General features: G+C 70.2%; 18 protein-coding genes. 7 read left to right on the top strand and 11 right to left on the bottom strand.

Features of this window, described 5'->3' with window-relative positions; genetic code table 11:
• Positions 1–194 precede the first annotated feature (194 nt).
• Both JJ691_RS04705 and JJ691_RS04710 read left to right on the top strand, forming a co-directional pair.
• Entirely contained in the window at positions 195–806 is a 612-nt protein-coding gene (locus tag JJ691_RS04705; RefSeq protein ID WP_211767569.1) for a TetR/AcrR family transcriptional regulator, read from the top strand.
• On the top strand, positions 790–2406 hold the full coding sequence (locus JJ691_RS04710) for an acyl-CoA dehydrogenase family protein (RefSeq protein WP_211767570.1): 1617 nt from the start codon (positions 790–792) through the stop codon (positions 2404–2406). The genes JJ691_RS04705 and JJ691_RS04710 overlap by 17 nt, the downstream gene beginning before the upstream one ends.
• Here the strand turns inward: JJ691_RS04710 and JJ691_RS04715 are convergent.
• The 4 genes from JJ691_RS04715 to JJ691_RS04730 form a co-directional block, all read right to left on the bottom strand.
• Positions 2378–3565 carry an MAB_1171c family putative transporter gene (locus JJ691_RS04715; RefSeq protein ID WP_211767571.1) on the bottom strand — a complete coding sequence of 396 codons (1188 nt, stop codon included), beginning with the start codon at positions 3563–3565 and terminating at the stop codon, positions 2378–2380. The two genes, JJ691_RS04710 and JJ691_RS04715, sit on opposite strands and share 29 nt — an antisense overlap.
• The gene (locus JJ691_RS04720) at positions 3558–4079 is read right to left on the bottom strand and encodes a hypothetical protein (RefSeq protein ID WP_211767572.1); all 522 of its coding nucleotides are present in this window, start codon (positions 4077–4079) and stop codon (positions 3558–3560) included. The genes JJ691_RS04715 and JJ691_RS04720 overlap by 8 nt, the downstream gene beginning before the upstream one ends.
• Before the next feature lie 9 nt (positions 4080–4088).
• Entirely contained in the window at positions 4089–4520 is a 432-nt protein-coding gene (locus tag JJ691_RS04725; RefSeq protein WP_211767573.1) for a helix-turn-helix domain-containing protein, read from the bottom strand.
• Positions 4521–4905: 385 nt separating this feature from the next.
• Positions 4906–5526 (bottom strand): GntR family transcriptional regulator, encoded by a 621-nt coding sequence (locus JJ691_RS04730; protein WP_211767574.1) that lies wholly within the window; start codon positions 5524–5526, stop codon positions 4906–4908.
• A gap of 41 nt (positions 5527–5567) precedes the next feature.
• Between JJ691_RS04730 and JJ691_RS04735 the strand changes: the two genes are divergently transcribed.
• Positions 5568–6365: a carbon-nitrogen hydrolase family protein gene (locus JJ691_RS04735; protein ID WP_211767575.1), complete on the top strand. Its 798-nt coding sequence runs from the start codon at positions 5568–5570 to the stop codon at positions 6363–6365.
• On the opposite strand, the gene JJ691_RS04740 is transcribed toward JJ691_RS04735, so the two are convergent.
• Positions 6358–7512, bottom strand: a complete 1155-nt coding sequence (locus JJ691_RS04740; RefSeq protein WP_249227685.1) for a MalY/PatB family protein — start codon at positions 7510–7512, stop codon at positions 6358–6360. The two genes, JJ691_RS04735 and JJ691_RS04740, sit on opposite strands and share 8 nt — an antisense overlap.
• Positions 7513–7598: 86 nt before the next feature.
• Between JJ691_RS04740 and JJ691_RS04745 the strand changes: the two genes are divergently transcribed.
• Positions 7599–8744, top strand: coding sequence for a DUF222 domain-containing protein (locus JJ691_RS04745; protein WP_211767576.1), 1146 nt, complete (start codon positions 7599–7601; stop codon positions 8742–8744).
• Positions 8745–9233: 489 nt separating this feature from the next.
• On the opposite strand, the gene JJ691_RS04750 is transcribed toward JJ691_RS04745, so the two are convergent.
• The 3 genes from JJ691_RS04750 to gltB all read right to left on the bottom strand — a co-directional run bounded on the left by JJ691_RS04750 (position 9234) and on the right by gltB (position 15714).
• Positions 9234–9629 (bottom strand): pyridoxamine 5'-phosphate oxidase family protein, encoded by a 396-nt coding sequence (locus JJ691_RS04750; RefSeq protein ID WP_211767577.1) that lies wholly within the window; start codon positions 9627–9629, stop codon positions 9234–9236.
• Between the two features lie 153 nt (positions 9630–9782).
• Positions 9783–11222 (bottom strand): glutamate synthase subunit beta, encoded by a 1440-nt coding sequence (locus JJ691_RS04755; protein ID WP_211767578.1) that lies wholly within the window; start codon positions 11220–11222, stop codon positions 9783–9785.
• Positions 11215–15714, bottom strand: a complete 4500-nt coding sequence (gene gltB, locus JJ691_RS04760) for a glutamate synthase large subunit (protein WP_211767579.1) — start codon at positions 15712–15714, stop codon at positions 11215–11217. The genes JJ691_RS04755 and gltB overlap by 8 nt, the downstream gene beginning before the upstream one ends.
• A 321-nt stretch (positions 15715–16035) precedes the next feature.
• On the opposite strand from gltB, the gene JJ691_RS04765 reads away from it, so the two are divergent.
• Positions 16036–17262: a serine hydrolase domain-containing protein gene (locus tag JJ691_RS04765; protein WP_211771274.1), complete on the top strand. Its 1227-nt coding sequence runs from the start codon at positions 16036–16038 to the stop codon at positions 17260–17262.
• A 37-nt stretch (positions 17263–17299) separates the two neighbouring features.
• Here JJ691_RS04765 and JJ691_RS04770 read toward each other — a convergent pair whose 3' ends face one another.
• A complete protein-coding gene (locus JJ691_RS04770; RefSeq protein WP_211767580.1) occupies positions 17300–17944 on the bottom strand; it encodes a TetR/AcrR family transcriptional regulator C-terminal domain-containing protein in 645 nt (214 codons plus the stop codon).
• Between the two features lie 76 nt (positions 17945–18020).
• Between JJ691_RS04770 and JJ691_RS04775 the strand changes: the two genes are divergently transcribed.
• Together JJ691_RS04775 and JJ691_RS04780 are read left to right on the top strand one after the other, a co-directional pair.
• Positions 18021–18437, top strand: a complete 417-nt coding sequence (locus JJ691_RS04775) for a nitroreductase/quinone reductase family protein (RefSeq protein ID WP_211767581.1) — start codon at positions 18021–18023, stop codon at positions 18435–18437.
• A gap of 105 nt (positions 18438–18542) precedes the next feature.
• Complete coding sequence (locus tag JJ691_RS04780; RefSeq protein WP_211767582.1) at positions 18543–19577, top strand: zinc-dependent alcohol dehydrogenase family protein; 1035 nt, start codon at positions 18543–18545, stop codon at positions 19575–19577.
• On the opposite strand, the gene JJ691_RS04785 is transcribed toward JJ691_RS04780, so the two are convergent.
• Complete coding sequence (locus JJ691_RS04785) at positions 19567–20442, bottom strand: acyl-CoA desaturase (protein WP_442912767.1); 876 nt, start codon at positions 20440–20442, stop codon at positions 19567–19569. The two genes, JJ691_RS04780 and JJ691_RS04785, sit on opposite strands and share 11 nt — an antisense overlap.
• Before the next feature lie 104 nt (positions 20443–20546).
• Positions 20547–20987 carry a MarR family winged helix-turn-helix transcriptional regulator gene (locus JJ691_RS04790; protein WP_211767584.1) on the bottom strand — a complete coding sequence of 147 codons (441 nt, stop codon included), beginning with the start codon at positions 20985–20987 and terminating at the stop codon, positions 20547–20549.
• Positions 20988–20996 lie beyond the last annotated feature (9 nt).

Raw genomic sequence — 20996 nt, forward strand, 5'->3', positions numbered from 1 at the left:
ACACAGGAGAGTGCTCGGCCCCGCCGGTGCTTCGCACGGTTGGCGGATTTTTGGCCGCCGCCACACAACGCGCCCACCGGCCCAAGCCGACGCGGCGGCCGAAAATCCGGCAAGGGCGAGGCACCGGCTTAAAGGGGGCCGAGCTCCACGCGGCACGCGTGGCATCAAACACTGAACCGTGGTTCACTGCTTGCATGCCCTATCGACGTACGCCTCAGGTGCAGGCCCGGCTGGACGCTCAGCGCGAGGCGCTGGTGACGGCCGCGGTCGCCCTGCTCGCGGAGCGCGGGTACGGGGGCTGCTCGGTGGCGGCGGTGGCGTCGCGGGCGGGAGTGTCGACGGGCAGCGTGTACCGGTACTTCCCGGGCAAGGCGGAGCTGGTCGTGGAGGTGTTCCGCAGCCTGGTCACCCGCGAGGTGCAGGCGGTCAAGGACGCGGCCGAAGGCCCGGGAGACCTGGTCGACCGGGTGGTGGCGATCGTGGAGACGTTCGCGAACCGGGCGCTGAAGTCGCCGACCCTGGCCTACGCGCTGCTGGCCGAGCCCGTGGATCCGGCGGTGGAAGCCGAGCGCCTGGTGTTCCGGCGGGTGTTCCAGGAGGCTTTCGCCGGCCACGTCACCGAGGCGATCCAGGCGGGCGTGCTGCCGCCGCAGGACGCCAAGATCTCCGCCGCGGCGCTGGTGGGGGCGGTCGCGGAGGTGCTGGTGGGCCCGTTGTCCGCCGGTGTCGCGAGCGCCGACACGGTGCCGAGTCTGGTCCGTTTCACCCTTCGTGCCCTGGGAGCCGACGATGCCGCCCACTCATGAGGTCACCAACCAGGTTCCGCCGCTGACCGGCTACGACGTCGCGGCGCACCCCTCGCTGCTGGCGGGCCTGCGCCGGGAGGGAGCGGCCTGGGCCGAGCCGGAGCTGCACGAGTTGGGCCGGCTGGCGGGCAGCGCGCAGGCCCAGGAATGGGGTCGGGGAGCCAACGCGAACCCGCCGGTGCTGCGTACGCACGACCGCTACGGCAACCGGATCGACGAGGTGGATTTCCACCCGTACTGGCACGAGCTGATGACGGTGGGCGTCGAGCACGGCCTGCAAGGCGCGGCCTGGCGTGAGGAGCGGTCGGGCGCGCACGTGGCTCGGGCGGCCAAGTTCTTTGTGTGGAGCCAGGTCGAGGCCGGTCACACGTGCCCGCTGGCCATGACGTACGCGGCGATCCCGGCCCTGCGGCACAACGAGGAGCTGGCGGGGCGGTACGAACCGTTGCTGGCGGCCAAGATCTACGACTACGGCCTGCGCGAGCCGAGCACGAAGCGCGGCCTGATCGCCGGCATGTCGATGACCGAGAAGCAGGGCGGCTCGGACGTCCGGGCCAACACGACCACGGCGACGCCCACCAGTAACGGTGAATACGTTATCCGCGGCCACAAGTGGTTCACGTCGGCGCCGATGTCGGACATGTTCCTCACGCTGGCCCAGGCCCCCGGCGGCCTGTCCTGCTTCCTGCTGCCCCGGATCCTGCCCGACGGCACCCGCAACCGGATCCACCTCCAGCGGCTGAAGGACAAGCTGGGCAACAAGTCCAACGCCTCCTCCGAGATCGAGTACGACGACGCCGTCGGCTGGCTGGTCGGCGAGGAGGGCCGGGGCGTGCCGACCATCATCGAGATGGTCAACAACACCCGGCTGGACTGCGTGATCGGGAGCGCCGCCGGCATGCGTGCCGGCGTCGCACAGGCCGTGCACCACGCCGGCCACCGCAGGACATTCGGCAACCTGCTGGTGGACCAGCCGCTGATGGCCAATGTGCTGGCGGACCTCGTGGTCGAGGCCGAGGCGGCGCTGGTGGTGATGTTCCGCCTGGCCGGCGCGACCGACCGCGACGAGACGGCGTTCCGAAGGCTGGCGCTGGCGGTGACCAAGTACTGGGTGTGCAAGCGGGCCCCGATGCACGCCGCCGAGGCGCTGGAATGCCTGGGCGGCAACGGCTACGTCGAGGAATCGGGCATGCCGCTGCTGTACCGGGAGGCGCCGCTGCCCTCGATCTGGGAGGGCTCCGGCAACGTCGCGGCGCTGGACGCGCTGCGGGCGATGGCCCGCCAGCCCGAGTCGGTGGAGGCCTACTTCGCCGAGCTGGAGCTGGCCGCCGGCGCGGACGCCCGGCTGGACCGCTCGGTGGAGCTGCTGCGCAAGGAGTTGGCCGACGTGAACGACATCGAGTTCCGGGCCCGCCGGCTGGTCGAGCAGATGGCGCTGGTGTTGCAGGGATCGCTGCTGGTGCGGCACGGAAATCCGGCCGTCGCCGACGCGTTCTGCGCCTCCCGGCTCGGTGAGGACTGGGGCATCGCACTGGGCACGCTTCCGTCCGGTGTGGACAGTCGCGCCATCATCACGAGCGCGTGGACGCTACCCCGCTGAGTTCGGCGGCCATTCGGGCCCGTACGGACGCGACAGCCTTGGAGCGGGTGAACTCCCGCGACACCTGGGCCAGCCACTGAGTCTCGGCGGCCACGCTGGGATCCACCCAGCGCGGGGCCAGGTCGCCGACCCGGTAGCCGACGCCGGCATCGTGGGCCAACACCGCGGCGGCGATCGTGGCCGCCTCGATGGTCGCGTCGCGCCGGGACGGATGGGTGCCGGCGCGGCGCACCGCGTCGGCGGCCCACTCCGGCACCGACGGGTGGATGTGCCCACGCAGCGCCAACTGCGCGTCCCGGATCTCGATGACGTGCCGGTACAGCGCGAACTCCACGCCGCCCTGCTGCCGGGCGACGGTGCTCAGCGCGATGGCCGGCATCGCCGCGTGCATCGCCTGCCACAGCGGCTGGATCCGCGCGTACCGCCACTGCGCGCCGACCCACCGCAGCGGCGGACTCAGATACGGACCCCACGCGCTCAGCGTCGCCCCGGCCGCCGACACCAGCACGCAGCAAGCCGCCAGCACCGCCGACACCTCGTCCTCGCTGGTGGTGTTCTCGTGCTGGGACAAGGCGATCCGGATGTCGTCGAACTGCCAGCCCGACCACAGCACGCCGACCAGCGCGCCAGCCATGATCAGCCGCAGCCCGGTGCGCAGCAGGCCCGGCTCCACCAGCCGGGCGTACTCGTTGAGCAGCGTGGTGAAGGTCAGCAGGCCCCACACCTCGTAGCAGATCAGCACCACGTCGTAGGCCACGAAAACGCCGACCCGGTCCGGCGCGAGCTGCACCACGGCGGTCGTCTGGTCGGCGCCGGCGGCGAAGAACAGCACCGCGCACGCCACCATGGTCACGGCCGCGCACAGCACGTACCGGCGGCCGCGGACCGCCTCCGGGCGTACGGAGTTGGCGAACAGCATCAGGAAAGCCAGCGCGGCCACCTTCAGCTCGTCGCTGACCAGCCCGGCGATCGCCGGCATCGGGCCGTCGATCTCCAGCGTCATCCAGGCGTCCAGGCCGAGCGCGCCGGCGATGCTCACCGCGAAGCCGAGAATGTGCCGCCCGCCCGGCACCCGCCCCTCCGCGCCGCCCGGCCGGACCCGGTAGCAGACCACCAGGATCGCCAGCAGGCAGCCGAGATAGGCGGCGATCTCAATCATCGTGTCGCCGCCGCGGCCCGAACACCCGCTCCAGCCGGACGACCTCGTCCGGCGCCTCCGCCGACGGCGGGCGCGGCAGCCGGGCCACCCGCTGGGCGATCAGCGAGGCCAACAACTCGGCCTCCTGCTCCTCGGCCTCGCTGTACACGGTGCGGCCGAGCACGCGGCGCACCAGCTCGGGCGAGAGGTTGGGCATCAGCGCCTTGGTCGCGGCGGCGTCGATCTCGGTGCTGCCGGTGTGCCCGCACAGCAGGTGCGCGACCTCGTGCAGCAGGATGTGCTGCTGGTGCAGCTCGGTGGTGTCGACCGGGTAGAGGATGTAGTCGGCCCGGTCGGTGGTCATCAGCAGCCCGCACGGCGCGCCCGAGGTCGCCGGGGCCGGCATCAGCTCGATCGGACGGCCCCGATGCGCGGCCACCGCCGCGACGAACGTGTCCGTGCGGAACGGGGCGGGGACCGGCACCGAGTCGGCCAGTTCCCGGCAGCGTCGCCACAGCCGCTTGTCCTGCACCATCACTCCCGGTCAGCGGGAATCCCCGTCGCGGATCGCCTCCCTGCGGGCGATCGCATCGATCATGTCACTGATGGTGTCGAGTCCGGCGGGTGAAAGCGTTACTGCTCTCAGGGCAACGTTGCGTACTCCGGCGTCCCGAAGGGCGCCCAGCAGCTCCAGCTCCTCGGCGATCTTGGCGCTCTGCTCGTCGTCGAAGAAATACGCGGGGGAGACCTGGAAGAACTGGGCCAGCGCCTCCAGGTGCCGCTTGGTGGGGTTGTCCCGGCGGCCGGTGCGCAACTGCCACAGGTACGTGGTCGAGAAGCTCTCCCCGGTGGCCTCGCGGCAGGCCTTGGCCACCTCGTCGTGGCTGTACTGCTCGCGGTTGGGCTTGCGGACCACCTGGAACAGCTTGTCGATCTTCGCAGCGAGCGACGTCGGCTCGGGCTCGAGCGCCGGCACCGTCCACCTCCCTCAGCACGGATGAAGCCGTCCTGCCTAGGTATTCATCACAGTTTACAGGGCGGCGCTCGCCCCGACGCGCGCCGCCGGCGAGGCTACGCCGAGGGGTTATACCCGTGCAGTGCCGGGCAGAACGCCCAAAACACCCATCGGGAGCGAGGGGCAACCCCGCTACCCAGGCCTTTCTCGGCAACGGCGCCGACGATCATGTTCCTCGAATTTCTCGATCAATTCGGTGAGCTGTCCTGTGGATGCGCCGATCAGCATGGGGACCCTTGGTCCGAACCGGTCGGTGTCGACCCCGGCCCCCTCCATCCGGCGCGTGCGCCGTGCACATGGGACGGTGATCTTGACGGATCCTCGTGTCGTGCCAACCACTCTCGGGTCAGCGAATCGCGAGCAGTGCCCGCAGCGTCGCGTCCAGATGCGCGGTGATCGCCTCGCGGGCCGGGTCGGGATCGCCGGCGGCCAACGCTGCCACGATCGCCTCGTGTTCGGCCAGCACCGCCTCCCGCCGGTGCACCCCGCCCTGCAGCGCCACCAGCCCGGAGACGACCTGCCGGGCTCGCAACGTTTCGTAGGTTCGGGTCAGCGTCTCGTTGCCGGCCGCGCGCACCAGGATGGTGTGGAAGCGGGTGTCGGCTTCGATGAAAGTCCGGTCATCTTTGCCCTTCTGGTCGGCCAGCGCGGCTCGGAGCTCGTCGACCGGCGCGGCGCCGGCGGCCAGCGCTCGTTCGGCCGCGAACCGTTCCAGCACACCGCGCAGCTCCAGCAGCTCGCGCAGCTCGCCCGCGGTCAGCTCGGGGATGTACGCGCCGCGTTTGGGCACCAGCCGCACCAGCTCCTCGGCCGACAACATCAGCAGCGCCTCGCGGATGGGCGTGCGGGACACCCCGATCCGGTCGGCGATCTCCTGCTCGTTGAGGAACGTGCCCTGCGCCGCCGGATCGGCGAGCACGGTGTTGCGCAGGTAGTCGTAGGCGCGGTCCCGGCCGGAGACAGACATCGGACCCCTTTTTCGTATACAGGGGGTATACACTAGCACCCGTGCGTATCGCGCTGAGCCAGTTCGTGTCCGACACCGACCCCGAGGTCAACCTCGCGACCATCGGCGAGCAGGCCGCCGAGGCCGCCCGCCTCGGCGCGCGGATCGTGGTGTTCCCCGAGGCCGCCATGGCCCGCTTCGGCATCCCGCTCGGGCCGCTGGCCCAGCCGCTGGACGGCCCGTGGGCCTCGGCCGTGCGGGACATCGCCAAGCAGCACGACGTGCTCGTGGTGGCCGGCATGTTCACGCCGTCCGACGACGGCCGGGTGCGCAACACCCTGCTCGTCACCGGGGCCGGCGTCGACGAGCACTACGACAAGATCCACCTGTTCGACGCCTTCGGTTTCGCCGAGTCGGCCACCGTCGCCCCCGGCGACCGCAGCCTCACCCTGTCGGTCGACGGCGTCGGCATCGGCGTGGCCACCTGCTACGACCTTCGCTTCCCGCAACTGTTCCAGAAACTGGCCCGCTCGGGGGCGTCGGTGATCCTCGTGCCGGCGTCGTGGGGAGCCGGCCCCGGCAAGCGTGAGCAGTGGGAGCTGCTGGTCCGGGCCCGTGCGCTCGACTCCACCAGCTGGCTCGCCGCCTGCGGCCAGGCCGATCCGTCCACCGTGGGCGTGGACACCAAGCCCGGCGTGCCCACCGGCATCGGCTACAGCGCCGTCGTGTCGCCGCTCGGCGAGATCCGGGCCCAGGCCGTCGACCGGCCGGAGCTGCTCGTCGTGGACCTCGATCCGTCCGAAGTGGACGATGCGCGGGGCAAGGTCCCGGTGCTGGCCAACGCCCGCGAGTTCAGCTGACTTCTCCCATCCGCCGGACCGCCTCGGTGAGCAGTTCCGGCGTGGTGGCCAGATTGAGGCGGACGTGTCCCGCGCCGCCGGTGCCGAAGGCCGGGCCGGAGTTGAGGGCGACCCGGCCGCGGTCGAGGAAGCCGGCGGCGGGGTCGTCGCCGAGGCCGAGGGCACGGCAGTCCAGCCACGCCAGGTAGGTTCCCTCGCCCGGTCGGTACCGGACGTCGGGCAGGTGCGCGGCGAGCAGGTCGGACAGCAGGCGGCGGTTGTTGTCGAGCCCGGCCAGCAGCGCGTCGAGCCAGTCACCGCCGTCTCGGAGGGCGGCGGTGTGCGCGATGACGCCCAGATGGCTCGGACTTTCCTGTACCCACCAGGGAATTCGCGCGATGTCGTCGGCGGCGTCGGGGCCGGCGATGGCCAGCGCCGCCTTGAGGCCGGCGAGGTTCCAGGCCTTGGAGGCGGACATCAGCGACATGCCGGTCGCCGCGCCGGGCACGCTCAGGTAGGGCGTGAACACCGCGCCGGGCAGGACCAGTGGGGCGTGGATCTCGTCGGCCAGAACCCTTACGCCGTAACGGTCGGCCAGCGTGGCGACGGTGGCCAGCTCGTCGGCGGTGTGCACCGCGCCGGTGGGGTTGTGCGGGTTGCACAGCAGGTACGCCGGCCGGTCGCCGCGGGCTTTGGCTCGCTGGAAGGCGTTCTCCAACTCGGTGAAGTCGATCCGGCCGTCTGGGCCCAGAGGCGACTCCTCGACGGGGCGGCCGCTGTGTCGGACGAAGTGGTAGAACGGCGGATAGACCGGGCAGTTGACCACGACCGGGTCGGTTGGCCCGCAGATCACCGCCAGGATCTCGACGACGCCCTGCATCACGTCAGGCATCATCGCCGTGCGCGGCACCGCGATTCCGTCCCAGTCCCATCGTTTGCGGGCGAAGTCGGCCAGCGCCTCGGCGTAGTCCGTGCCGATCGGGTAGCCGGTGTCTCCGCGGGCGACCGCCGCCGTGATCGTCTGGGCCACCGGCTCGGCCAGTGGGACGTCCATCTCGGCCACGAACAGCGGCAGGACGTCGCTCGGGTGGGCGCGCCACTTCTCGCTGGTGCGCAGGCGCAGCTGGTCGATGGTGAGCTGGCGTAACGGGTTCAGGTGATCGGACACAGGCACAGCATAGGCGGTATTGCCCGAAGCCCGAATTCACTCGTCAGTGATTCGAGTTCGATCATGTGTGCGAGTATTCTGGAGGCATGGAACAAATCACCCGAGAGTTGGAATCCACGAAGCCTTCCGGGGTCATGGTGGACCTGCTCCTGGGTGCGGACGTGGAGAGTCTTACCGATGATCAGAAGCTCACTCTGCTCATTCTGACCCGCAAGGCCATGGCGGCTCTCCACTACGTCGAGCTCAGCCTGGTTCGAGGGATCGAGGACACCGCCGAGATCGCCATGGCCGTTCGTGAGCCGGAGCAGTCGGTGGTTCGTCAGAAGGAATACAGTGTCGTCCTGGACCGGCTACCCCGATGTGCGGAGCTACTACGGCGCGGCGAGATCGACCCCCGCCGACTCAAGACCATTGACGATCGAGTGGTCCACCTGGCCGATCCGGAGCTGGTCGCCCAAGTGGATGCGGCCTTGGCGGACGTGGCCCCTGGCCTGACTCGCACGCAGTTGGCCCGCCGGGCCACCAAAGCAGTCGCTGAGGCCGACCCTCTCGGCTACGACCTGCGCCGCCTGAAGGCCCGCGAGGACCGGCGGGTGGAGTTCACCCCGCTGCCCGACGGCATGGCCCAGCTCAGCATCATCCTGCCGGCCATCGACGCCCGCCAGGCCTACGACCTGCTCACCCAGGATGCCCGGGCCTTGCTCAAGGACGACCGCACCACCGACCAGAAACGAGCCGACGCCTTCCTGGACCGCTTCCTCGGTTACGGCGTGGATCGCAAGGTCAAGGTGCATGTCACCATCTCGATGGAGACGCTGATCGGCTTGACCGAGGACCCGGCCCTGCTGGACGGCTACGGCCCGATTGCCGCCGATTCCGCCCGCGAACTCGCCATGCACGGCCCCTGGGCCGGCCTGCTCCTCGACGAGTACCGCCACGCCTGCGCCATCGGCACCCACACCTACCGCCCCAACGCCCAGACCCGCACCTTCTCCACCCTCCGCGACGGCGGCACCTGCTCGGCCCCCGGCTGTATCAGTCCCATCCAAGAACTCGACCACACCGTTCCCTGGCCGGTCGGCAAAACCTCCGCCACCCAACTCAAGGGCTACTGCGCCCACCATCACCACCTCAAACACGCCAACTACACGGCAACCCTGGATCCCGACGGAACCCTGCACTGGCACACCCCGCAAGGCCGCCACTACACCACCCAGCCCCACCAGTACTGACCACCCGTTCTTTGACAACTCCACAGCGAAACAGCACCCGACGAAGAGAAATAACTGGCCAACAAAGGGTGGGGTCGGAAGGTTGGGTTTGAAGTGAAGACCAGGAAGAAGGTGGCGAGAAGACGGCCCGAGCGGAGCGCGGGAGATGAATTCGGGATGGACCAAAGAAAAGGTAATGAGGATCCAAATCTGGCCAAAGCGCCAGCGCCGAAAAGTGCGACCGCCCAAGCAACCCCCACCCCAAACCTTGGAGGGTGGATTTTGCGTGGAGGGGGCGATGGCATACGCTCTCTCTCCGGCGATCGAGGCAGGCGCAGCCTGCCCGGTTCTTTGCCTCGATTGCCATCGCCCAGAGGCTCCACGCAAAATCCACCCGGAGCCACCCGGAGAACCCCCTCTTTCCCGGCGACGGTCAATCACCGAATCAACAACGCACGGCAACTGCGCGGCGCGGGCACACGACCCCACCCCACACCCGCCCCACACGCCCTACCGAACGTTCCCCAACACCCGACTAACCGCGATCTCCACCAACACCCGATTCGGATTCACCCGAGGCTGCCGGTACCGCTCCGCGTACCGCCGCACCGCATCCGCGATCGCCTCCGGCTCCTCCCTCAGCCTCGCCACACCCTCCAAAGTGGACCACCGCCGACCATCCACCTGGCACACCGCGGCATGCACCTTCCCCGCGGACCGCAGCTGCCGAGCCTTGGCCGAGTCTCCGTCCGTGATGACCCGGGCGATGCCCTCGACAACATCGAGGGTGACGCCAACCGGCACGACGTGCGGGGTGCCGTCAGGACGAACGGTGGTGAGGGTGCACAGATGCCGCTCCCGCCAGAACTCAGCGAAATCGGCACCCTTGGTGCTCAGTTCAGACACCCCGTCAGGCTATCAACGCCGCCGCGCCCGCCAGGACGGACGACGCCAGGTCGATGTTCGGTCCAACCTCCGCGAGTCCCGCCCACCGTCACACCGAATGCACGAAACGGATTCATACATTCGGTGTGCCTGAGAGCGGGACTCGCGGGGGTGCTAGGCGATGGAGCGGTCGGTCGGGCGAATGGGTGCGGGCAGAACAGTGCGGCCAGTCAAATAGCTGTCCACCGCCGCCGCCGCGGAGCGGCCCTCAGCGATGGCCCAGACGATCAGCGACTGGCCACGGCCCATGTCACCGGCGACGAAGACGCCGTCGACGCTGGTGGCGTAGGACCGGTCCCGGGCGACGTTGCCGCGGGGATCCAGGTCAACGCCGAGGTCGGTGACCAGGCCTTCCTGCTGCGGGCCGAGGAAACCCATGGCCAGCAACGCGAGCTGGCACTCCAGTTCCCGCTCGGTGCCCTCGACGGGCACGAAGCGGCCGTCCTGCATCCGCACCTCGACGAGCTTCAGGCCGCGGAGCTGGCCGTCGGCGTCACCGAGGAATTCCACAGTGGACACGGAGTAGAGCCGCTCGCCGCCTTCTTCGTGCGCCGACGTGACCCGGTACAGCATGGGATACGTCGGCCAGGGGTGTTGCGGCGCGCGGGAAGCCGGCGGCTGGGGCATGATCTCCAGCTGGGTGACGGAAGCGGCTCCCTGCCGGTGTGCGGTGCCGAGGCAGTCGGCGCCGGTGTCACCGCCGCCGATGACCACGACGTGCTTGCCGGCGGCGGTGATCGGCGAGTGCGCGTACGCCCGGTTGGCTGGCGGCAGGTACTCCATTGCCTGGTACACGCCGGTGAACTGCCGCCCGGGCACGGGCAGGTCCCGCCACGCGGTCGCCCCGCCGGCCAGCACCACCGCGTCGTGAGAATCCCGAAGCTCGGCAACGGAAACGTCCTCGCCGACGTTCACGCCGGTGCGGAACTGGGTGCCCTCGGCCCGCATCTGGTCGAGCCGGCGGTCCAGCCGCCACTTCTCCATCTTGAACTCGGGGATCCCGTACCGCAGCAGCCCGCCGGCGGCGTCGGCCCGCTCGTACACGACCACGTCGTGCCCGACCCGGGTCAGCTGCTGCGCGGCGGCCAGCCCGGACGGGCCGGAGCCGATGACGGCGACCTTCTTGCCGGTCAGGGAAGCCGGCGGCTGCGGGGTCACCCAGCCCTCGTCCCAGGCCCGGTCGATGATCTCGATCTCGACCCGCTTGATCGACACCGGGTCGGAGTTGATGCCGAGCACGCACGCCGCCTCGCACGGTGCGGGACACAACGTCCCGGTGAACTCCGGGAAGTTGTTGGTGGCGTGCAGCCGTTCGATGGCGTCGCGCCAGTCCTGCCGCCACACCAGCGTGTTCCACTCCGGGATCAGGTTGCCCAGCGGGCAGCCCTGGTGGCAGAACGGGATGCCGCAGTCCATGCACCGGCCGGCCTGCTTCTCCAGCCGGTGGTGCTCGAACTCCTCGTACACCTCACGCCAGTCCTGAAGGCGCAGGTCGACGGGGCGGTGGCTGGCGTTCTCCCGAGGCGTGGTGAGAAAGCCCTTGGGGTCAGCCATGTGCGGCCTCCATGATCGCGGTGTCCACGTCCCGGCCGTCGGCCTCGGCGCTGGCCCGTGCGGCCAGCACCCGCTTGTAGTCCTTGGGCATCACCTTGGTGAACCGGCCGGCGGCCAGCTCCCAGTCGGCCAGCAGCCCGTCGGCCACCGCCGACTCGGTCTCCCGGCGGTGTCGGTTGATCACGTCGTGCAGGAACGCCTGGTCCTCATCGGTCAGCTCGTCCAGGTCGACCATTTCGTGGTTGACCCGCATCGGGTTGAGGTCCAGCACATAGGCCACGCCGCCGGACATGCCGGCCGCGAAGTTGCGGCCGGTCGCGCCGAGCACCACGGCCCGGCCGCCCGTCATGTACTCGCAGCCGTGGTCGCCGACACCCTCGACGACGGCCAGCGCGCCCGAGTTGCGCACGCAGAACCGCTCGCCGACCTTGCCCCGCAGGAACAGCTCGCCGCCGGTGGCGCCGTAGGCGATCACGTTGCCGGCGATGATGTTCTGCTCGGCCACCAGTGGCGCCGACGGATCCGGCCGCAGCGTCACGCGCCCGCCGGACAGGCCCTTGCCGAGGTAGTCGTTGGCGTCGCCGATCAGCCGCAGGGTGATGCCGCTGGGCAGGAAAGCGCCGAACGACTGGCCGGCGGTGCCGGTGAACGTCACGTCGATGGTGTCGTCCGGCAGGCCCTCGCCGCCCCAGCGCTTGGTCAGCTCCGAGCCGAGCATGGTGCCGACAGTGCGGTTCACGTTGCGCACCGGCAGTTCCAGCCGCACCCGGTCGCCGGCGCTCAGCGCGCCCTCGGCCAGCTGGATGAGCGTGTTGTCCAACGCCCGCTCCAGCCCGTGATCCTGGCCGGTGGTGCGGTGCCGGGCCGCGCGCGGGGCCAGCTCGGGCACGTGGAAGATCGGCGTCAGGTCCAGCCCGGCCGCCTTCCAGTGCTCGACCGCCTCGGCGGTGTCCAGCAGCTCGGCGTGCCCGACCGCCTCCTCGACGGACCGGAAACCCAGCTGCGCCAGCAGTTCCCGGACCTCCTGGGCGATGAACTCGAAGAAGTTCACCACGTACTCGGCCTTGCCGCTGAACTTCTCCCGCAGCACCGGGTTCTGGGTGGCCACGCCGACCGGGCAGGTGTCCAGGTGGCACACCCGCATCATCACGCAGCCGGACACCACCAGCGGCGCGGTGGCGAAGCCGAACTCCTCCGCGCCCAGCAGCGCGGCGATGACCACGTCCCGGCCGGTCTTGAGCTGGCCGTCGGTCTGCACCACGATCCGGTCCCGCAACCGGTTGGCCAGCAACGTCTGCTGGGTCTCGGCCAGGCCGAGCTCCCACGGCGCGCCGGCGTGCTTGATCGACGACAGCGGCGAGGCGCCGGTGCCGCCGTCGTGGCCGGAGATCAGCACCACGTCGGCGTGGGCCTTGGACACGCCGGCCGCGACCGTGCCCACACCGACCTCGGACACCAGCTTCACGTGGATGCGGGCGGCCGGGTTGGCGTTCTTCAGGTCGTGGATCAGCTGGGCCAGATCCTCGATGGAGTAGATGTCGTGGTGCGGCGGCGGGGAGATCAACCCGACGCCGGGCGTGGAGTGCCGGGTCTTGGCGATCCACGGGTACACCTTGTTGCCGGGCAGCTGCCCGCCCTCGCCGGGCTTCGCGCCCTGCGCCATCTTGATCTGGATGTCCTGAGCGCTCACGAGGTATTCGCTGGTCACGCCGAACCGCCCGCTGGCGACCTGCTTGATCGCCGAGCAGCGTTCGGGGTCGTCGAGGCGGTCCTCGTCCTCGCCGCCCTCGCCGGTGTTGGACTTGGCCCCCAACCGGTTCATGGCGATGGCCAGCACCTCGTGCATCTCGCGCGAGATCGAGCCGTACGAGATGGCGCCGGTGGCGAACCGCTTGACGATCTCGGCGACCGGCTCGACCTCCTCGATCGGCACCGGCGGCCGCACCCCGTCGCGGAACTTGAACAGCCCGCGCAGCGTCATCAGCCGCTCGGCCTGGTCGTCGACGGCCTGGGTGTACTCCTTGAACACCTCGTAGCGCCGGGTCCGGGTGGAGTGCTGGAGCTTGAACACCGTGGTCGGGTTGAACAGGTGTGCCTCGCCCTCGCGGCGCCACTGGTACTCGCCGCCGACCTCCAGCTCCCGGTGGCTGGCGTGCACGCCGTCGGCCGGGAACGCCTTTCGGTGCCGCAGCGCCACTTCTTCGGCGATCTCGTCGAAGCCGACGCCGCCCAGCCGGGACGTGGTGCCGGTGAAGCACTCGTCGACGACCTCGGCGCCGACGCCGATCGCCTCGAAGATCTGCGCGCCGGTGTAGGAGGCGACCGTGGACACGCCCATCTTGGACATGGTCTTGCGCACGCCCTTGCCCAGCGCCTTGATCAGGTTGCTGGTGGCCTTCTGCGGCTCGACGTCGGGCAGCTCCTCGACGGCGGCCATGGCCAGGTACGGGTTGACCGCGGCCGCCCCGTAGCCGATGAGCAGCGCGATGTGGTGCACCTCGCGGGCGTCGCCGGCCTCCACCACGAGACCGACCTTGGTGCGCGTCTTCTCCCGCACGAGATGGTGGTGCACGGCCCCGACCAGCAACAGGGACGGGATCGGCGCGTAGCGGGCGTCCGCGCCACGATCGGACAGCACGATCAGCCGTGCGCCGTCGTCGATCGCCTCGGACACCTCGGTGCGGATCTCGTCCAGCCGGGCCCGCAGCGCGGCCCCGCCGCCGTCCACCCGGTACCGGCCGAGCACGGTGACCGCCTGGAAGCCGGGCATGTCGCCGTCGTCGTTGATGTGCACCAGCTTGGCCAGCTCGTCGTTGTCCAGCACCGGGAACTCGAGCGAGATCCGGCGGCAGGACGCCGGGGCGGCCTCCAGCAGGTTGGTCTCTGGCCCGACCGTCGCGGTCAGGGAGGTGACCAGCTCCTCCCGGATGGCGTCCAGCGGCGGGTTGGTCACCTGCGCGAACAGTTGCGTGAAGTAGTCGAACAGGCTGCGGGAGCGGTCCGACAGCACGGCGAACGGGGCGTCGTTGCCCATCGAGCCGATCGGCTCGGCCCCGGTCAGCGCCATCGGCCGCAGCAGGATCTGCAGTTCCTCCTCGGAGTAGCCGAACACCTGCTGGCGGGTGACCAGCGCGGCGTGCTTGGGGATCTCCCGGTCGCGGGCCGGCAGATTGGCCAGCCGGACCACGCCGGCGTCCACCCAGTCCCGGTACGGGTGCTCGGCGGCCAGCGCGGACTTGATCTCCTCGTCGTCCACGATGCGGCCGACCGCGGTGTCCACCAGGAACATCCGGCCCGGCTCCAGCCGTCCCTTGCGGACCACCTTCGCCGGGTCGATCTCCAGCACGCCGGCCTCGCTACCCAGCACGACCAGGCCGTCGTCGGTGACCCAGTAGCGGGCCGGCCGCAGGCCGTTGCGGTCCAGCACCGCGCCGATCAGGCTGCCGTCGGTGAACGACACCAGCGCCGGGCCGTCCCACGGCTCCATCAGGGCCGAGTGGAACTCGTAGAAGGCGCGGCGGGCCGGATCCATCTCGGTGTGGTTCTCCCACGCCTCGGGGATCATCATCAGCACCGCGTGCGGCAGCGACCGCCCGCCCAGGTGCAGCAGTTCCAGCACCTCGTCGAAGGAGGCCGAGTCGCTGGCGCCCCGCGTGATCACCGGGAACAGCCGTTCCAGCTCGCCGGGGATCAGCTCCGAGGCCAGCATGGCCTCCCGGGCGTCCATCCAGTTCCGGTTGCCGCGCAACGTGTTGATCTCGCCGTTGTGCGCGATGTACCGGTACGGGTGGGCCAGCGGCCAGGACGGGAAGGTGTTGGTGGAGAAGCGGCTGTGCACCAGGCCGATGGCGCTGGTGACCCGCTCGTCGACCAGGTCGGTGAAGAACCGGGCCAGCTGCGGCTCGGTGAGCATGCCCTTGTACACGATGGTGCGGCCGGACAGGCTCGGGAAGTACACGTCGGTGTCGTGCTCGGCGCGCTTGCGGACGCAGAAGGCGATCCGCTCCAGCGCGAGGCCGTGGACCGCGTCGTCCACCGGGGCGAGGAACAGCTGGGCGAAGTGCGGCATCGTGGTGGCCGCCGTCGGGCCGACGTGCTCGGCGTCTACGGGCACTTCCCGCCAGCCGAGCACTCTTGTGCCCTCCTCGGCGGCGATGCGCTCGACAGCGGCGACCGCGGCCGCTCGTTCGGCGGTGTCGACCGGCAGGAAAGCCGTGCCGACCAGGTAGCCGCCGGCCGCCGGCAGCGGCAGGTCGGTCACCTCGCGGAAGAACGCGTCCGGTACCTGGATCAGGACGCCGGCGCCGTCGCCGGTCTCCGGCTCGGCGCCGCGGGCGCCGCGGTGCTCCAGGTTGTGCAGCGCGGTCAGTGCCTTGTGCACGATGTCGTGACTGCGGCGGCCGGCGAGATCGGCCACGAAGGCCACGCCGCACGCGTCGTGCTCGAACTGCTCGTCGTACAGGCCCCCGACATGGGGGTGGTGGTGGATCACGGCTGTACGGCCCTCCCGTGGTGGGACGCCCTGTCGCGGGGGCGTGCGTCTGACGCGGGGGTGCTCGAAATGGCCCGGGAACGGGCTTGTAAAGTGACACGCACGACGCTGTGCGCCGACCTGTGACCCTCATGAGGCAGGTCGAAGCGGTCCCCGGGGTGGTCGGGGGTCTTGTGACGATAATGTGAACATGGGGTTATCCGCACTACCCGTGTTCCACGCCACAGCAATTTGCATCTCAATTGTTGCGCAGCCAGTCACATTTCGCCTGGTCGGCGGTACCGGGGACTAGTGTTGATGATCTCAGCATCCGGGAGGTCACTGGTGTCCATCAAGATCACTTCAGACCCGGCCGAGGTCGGTTTCGCCGCCGATCGGCTGGCGCGGATCGACCGCCGCTTCGACCGCTACGTCGACGAGGGCAAGCTGCCTGGCTATCTCGCGGTCGTCACCCGGCGCGGCGAGGTCGTGCACGTCGGCCACGGCGGCCAGCGCGACGTGGAGGCCGGTGCCCCGGTCACGCCGGACACCCGCTGGCGGATCTACTCCATGACCAAGCCGGTCACCTCGGTTGCCGCCATGATCCTGTTCGAGCGGGGCGAGTTCGAGCTGACCGACCCGATCTCCCGCTGGCTGCCCGAGTTCGCCGCGCCGCGGGTGTACGTGAAGGGCGCCGCCACCGCGCCCGGCACCGTGCCGGCGGTCGAGCCGATCCGGGTCTGGCACCTGCTCACCCACACCGCCGGCCTGACCTACGGCTTCCACCATGCCCACGCCGTGGACGAGATCTACCGCCGTAACGGCTACGAGTGGGGCTGGCCGTCCGACGTGGACCTCGCCGGCACCGTCGAGGCCTACGCCTCAATGCCGCTGGTGCACCAGCCCGGGGCCGAGTGGAACTACTCCGTGGCCACCGATGTGCTGGGCCGGCTGGTCGAGGTCGTCTCCGGGCAGTCGCTGGACGCCTTCCTCGCCGAGCACGTCTTCGGGCCGTTGGGCATGGCGGACACCGGTTTCTGGACCGACAGCCCCGAGCTGGCCGCCCTCTACTCACCCGAGCCCGGCACGGGTCGGCTGCTGCGCAACGACCTCATGGGCGCGGCGGCGACCAAGCCGCCGAAGGTCCTGTCCGGCGGCGGCGGACTCGTGTCCACCGCCGGGGACTACCACCGGTTCACGCAGATGTTGTTGCGCCGCGGTGAACTTGACGGCGTGCGGCTGCTGGCGCCGCGAACCGTCGACCTGATGGCCAGCAACCACCTGCCCGGCAACGCCGATCTGGAGGCCTTCGGCCGCCCGCTGTTCTCCGAGACGTCCTACGCGGGAGTGGGCTTCGGGCTCGGCTTCTCGGTGGAGCTGAACCCGGTCGCCGGCAAGTCCCTCGGCGCGGCGGGGGAGTTCGCCTGGGGCGGCGCGGCCAGCACCGCGTTCTGGGTGGACCCGGCCAACGAGCTGACCGCCATGTTCTTCACCCAGCTCCTGCCGTCCAGCACCTACCCGCTGCGCCCCCAGTTCCGCACCCTCACCTACCAGGCCCTCGTGTCGTAATCTCGCGAGTCCCGCTCTCGGGCAAGCGAAATGCAGGTTACGGAACTTGTGTTTCAGTGGCCTGAGAGCGGGACTCGCGGGTCGTGTGCATGCCGGCGAGGATGATCTGGAGGCCGAACTCGAAGCAGTCGTCGGTGTCCGGGTCGAAGAGGTTGTCGTCCAGGTAGGCCTGGGCGGTCAGCGGGAACCGGGCCGCGTCGACGTGCCCGGCCTCGCCGGCGCTGGTGTGCACCTGCTCCTCGACGGTGAAGCCGACGGTGTAGTGCACCAAGGCGCTCATGCTGCGGGCCGCCCGCCGTACCGCGAAGCCGGCGTCCTGCAGTGTGCGCAGCGCCAATTCGGTGGCACGGAACAGGTTGTGCTCACTTACGTTGCTGCCGGCGAACACCAGCGCCCCGTCCCGGTATCCCAGCATGGCTCGGCGCAGCGCCCGCGCGTAGTCGGCGAGCCAGTCCTGCCAGCTCTCGCCGGCGCGGGGCGCCTCCAGTCCGTCCACCGCCGCGTTGAAGATCACGCCGGCCATCGCCGCCAGCAGCTGCTGCTTGTTCTTGAGATGCCAGTACAGCGCGGCCGGCTGGACGTCCAGCCGGGTCGCCACCAGTCGCATCGACAGGCCGTCCAGGCCGGTCTCGTCCAACACGGACAGCGCCGTCCTGGCGATCAGGTCGGGGGTCAGCCTCACGGCTTGACAGCTTAACACCGTGCGGGCCAACCTTAACGATGTTCAGGAAACCCTGATTACCGTTCAAGGGGGCTCGATGAGCGAGTTCAACGACGCCGTCATCGCCGAGTTCCGCGCCAACAAGGGCGTGGTCGGCGGCTTCTTCGCCAACGCCACCGTGTTGCTGCTGCACGTGAAGGGCCGGCGCACCGGCCGGGACCTGGTGACGCCGCTGCTCTACCTGGCCGACGGCGACGACTACGTGCTGCTCGGCTCCAACGGCGGGGCGCCGCGCGAGCCGCTGTGGTTCGGCAACGTCGAGGCGGCCGACACCGTGCGGATCGAGGTGGGGGAGCGCACGATCACCGCGAAACCCGTTGTCCTGCGCGAGGGAGCCGAGCGCGACGCGCTTTATTCCCGATTCGTCGAATACTGGCCGGACGCCCGCGACAAGTACGAACAGAACACCGACCGGACGTTTCCTTTGGTGCGGCTGGTACCCACGGGAGAGTGAAACCCCTGGTGCTGGACCAACTCCAGGGTCGGGACGCATGCGACAGCGCGCATGTCGAACAGCTAGATTCAGGGAGTTCCCGAATTTCCCGAACATGAGGTGACGATGCGAGCGACCTTGCTCTACGGAAAGGGCGACATCCGCGTCGAGGAGGTGCCGGACCCGAAGATCCAGCAGCCGACCGACGTCCTGGTCCGGGTGACCCGGTCCTGTGTGTGCGGCAGCGACCTGTGGCCGTACCAGAGCGCGCCGGAGGTCGAGGCCGGGCGGCGGATCGGGCACGAGTTCATCGGCGTGGTCGAGGAGACCGGCGCGGACGTGGCCACCCTGGCCAAGGGCGACGTGGTGGTGGCCCCGTTCCTGTGGTGCGACAACACGTGTGACTACTGCCGGGCCGGCCTGAACACGTCCTGCCGCAACGGCGGCGGCTGGGGTTTCAACGGCGTCGACGGCGGCCAGGGTGAGTGGGTGCGTGTGCCGCAGGCCGACGGCACGCTGGTGAAGCTGCCGGTCGGCGAGGACGACGAGCTGATGCCGTCGCTGCTGACGCTGTCCGATGTGTTCAGCACCGGCCACCACGCGGCCCGCACGGCGCGGGTGGAGAAGGGCAGCACGGTCATCGTGATCGGCGACGGCGCGGTCGGCCTGTCGGCGGTGCTGGCGGCCAAGCGGCTGGGCGCCGAGCAGATCGTGCTGCTGGGCCGGCACAAGGCCCGCACCGACCTGGGCCTCGAGTTCGGCGCCACCGACGTGGTGCCGGAGCGCGGCGACGAGGCCATCGCCAAGGCCAAGGAGCTGACCAACGGCGACGGCGCGTTCCACGTGCTGGAGTGCGTGGGCACGTTGGGCGCGTACGAGACGGCGCTGGGCGTGGTCCGGCCCGGCGGCGCGATCAGCCGTGTCGGCGTGCCGCAGTACACCGACGGGCCGGTCGGCCGAGTCCTGTTCGGACGCAACGTCACCCTCACCGGTGGCGTCGCCCCGGCCCGGGCCTACATCGAGGAGCTGCTGCCGGACGTCCTGTCCGGGGCGGTCCAGCCGGGCCGGGTGTTCGACCGGACCATGCCGCTGGCCGAGATCCCCGAGGCCTACCGGGCGATGAACGACCGGCAGGCGCTCAAGGTCCTGATCAAGCCGTAGCGCGCAGCCGGGTCAGTCGGCGGGGGCTGGGCCAGCGCACGTCGTGCACCCAGCCCAACCGCTCGAAGATCCAGATCAGCCGGGCCGACACGTCGACCTGCCCCGGCAGCACCCCGTGCCGCGCCGAGGTCGGGTCGGCGTGGTGCAGGTTGTGCCAGGCCTCACCCATGCTGAGGATGGCCAGCGGCCAGAAGTTGGCCGACCGGTCGCGGGCGGCGAACGGCCGCTCGCCGATCATGTGGCAGATCGAGTTCACCGACCACGTCACGTGGTGCAGGAACGCCACCCGCACCACCCCGGCCCAGAAGAATCCGGTCAGCGCGCCCCACCAGGACCAGGTGACCAGGCCGCCGACCACCGCCGGCAGCAGCAGCGTGGCCAGGGTCAGCGGGCCGAACAGGCGGTGCACCAGCCGCATGTCCGGGTCGGCGTCCATGTCCGGCGCGAACCGCTGGCGGTTGGTCAGGTCCCGGTCGAAGATCCAGCCCATGTGGGCGTGCCAGAAACCACGCAGCAGCGCCGCCGGCGAGGTGCCGAACGTCCACGGGGAGTGCGGGTCGCCGTCCCGGTCGGAGAAGGCGTGGTGCCGGCGGTGGTCGGCGACCCAGTGCAGGATCGGACCCTGCACCGAGAGGCTGCCGGCCACCGCCAGCGCGATCCGCATCGCCCGGCCGGCCTTGAACGAGCCGTGGGTGAAGTAGCGGTGGAACCCGACGGTCACGCCGAGGCAACTGACCGTGTAGAAGAACGCCGCGGAGATCAGGTCGGCCCAGCCGACACCCCATCCCCACAGCACCGGGATCGCGGCGATCAGGGCGATCGCCGGCACGATCGCGAAGATGTACACGGCCACTTGCGCCGGCATCTTGCGCTTGCCGTCGACCAGCGTGGTCATCCGACGGGTGTCCTCGGCGTTCGCCAGGCTCGTCATGCCGCCGAGGGTGAGTGCTGATGGTGACGTCGCGATGTCTAATGGCTGGCCGCGTGCTGCACGTTTGCCGCCAACATCGCCAGCGTGTCACCCAGTTCGGTGAGGCGTTCGGGTGGGATGCCGGCCCGCAGCCGCTCGTCGAACTCGGTGGCCGCCCGGCGCAGCCGGTGGAAGGCCTGCTCGCCTTGCTCGGTCAGCTCGATCTGGTGCACCCGGCGGTTGGCCGGGTCCCGGCGGCGGGTCAGCAGGCCGTCCCGCTCCATGCCCGACAGGTGGTGCGTCATGGTGGCCTCCCGCAGCTCCAGGGCCTCGGCCAGGTCCCGCTGGGTGGCGCCGGGGTTGATCTTGAGCTGGAGCAGCACGAGCCACACCGACTGGGAGCCGCCGGCCGCCGCCAGCGCGTCCTCGAACGCCCGGCTCAGGGTGCGCGCGACGCGGGCGACCGCGAGTCCTACCGGTGGCTGCTGTGGTCGGCCCATGCCGGTGAG

It is taken from the genome of Kutzneria sp. CA-103260, assembly GCF_018263855.1.
GTDB lineage: Bacteria > Actinomycetota > Actinomycetes > Mycobacteriales > Pseudonocardiaceae > Kutzneria.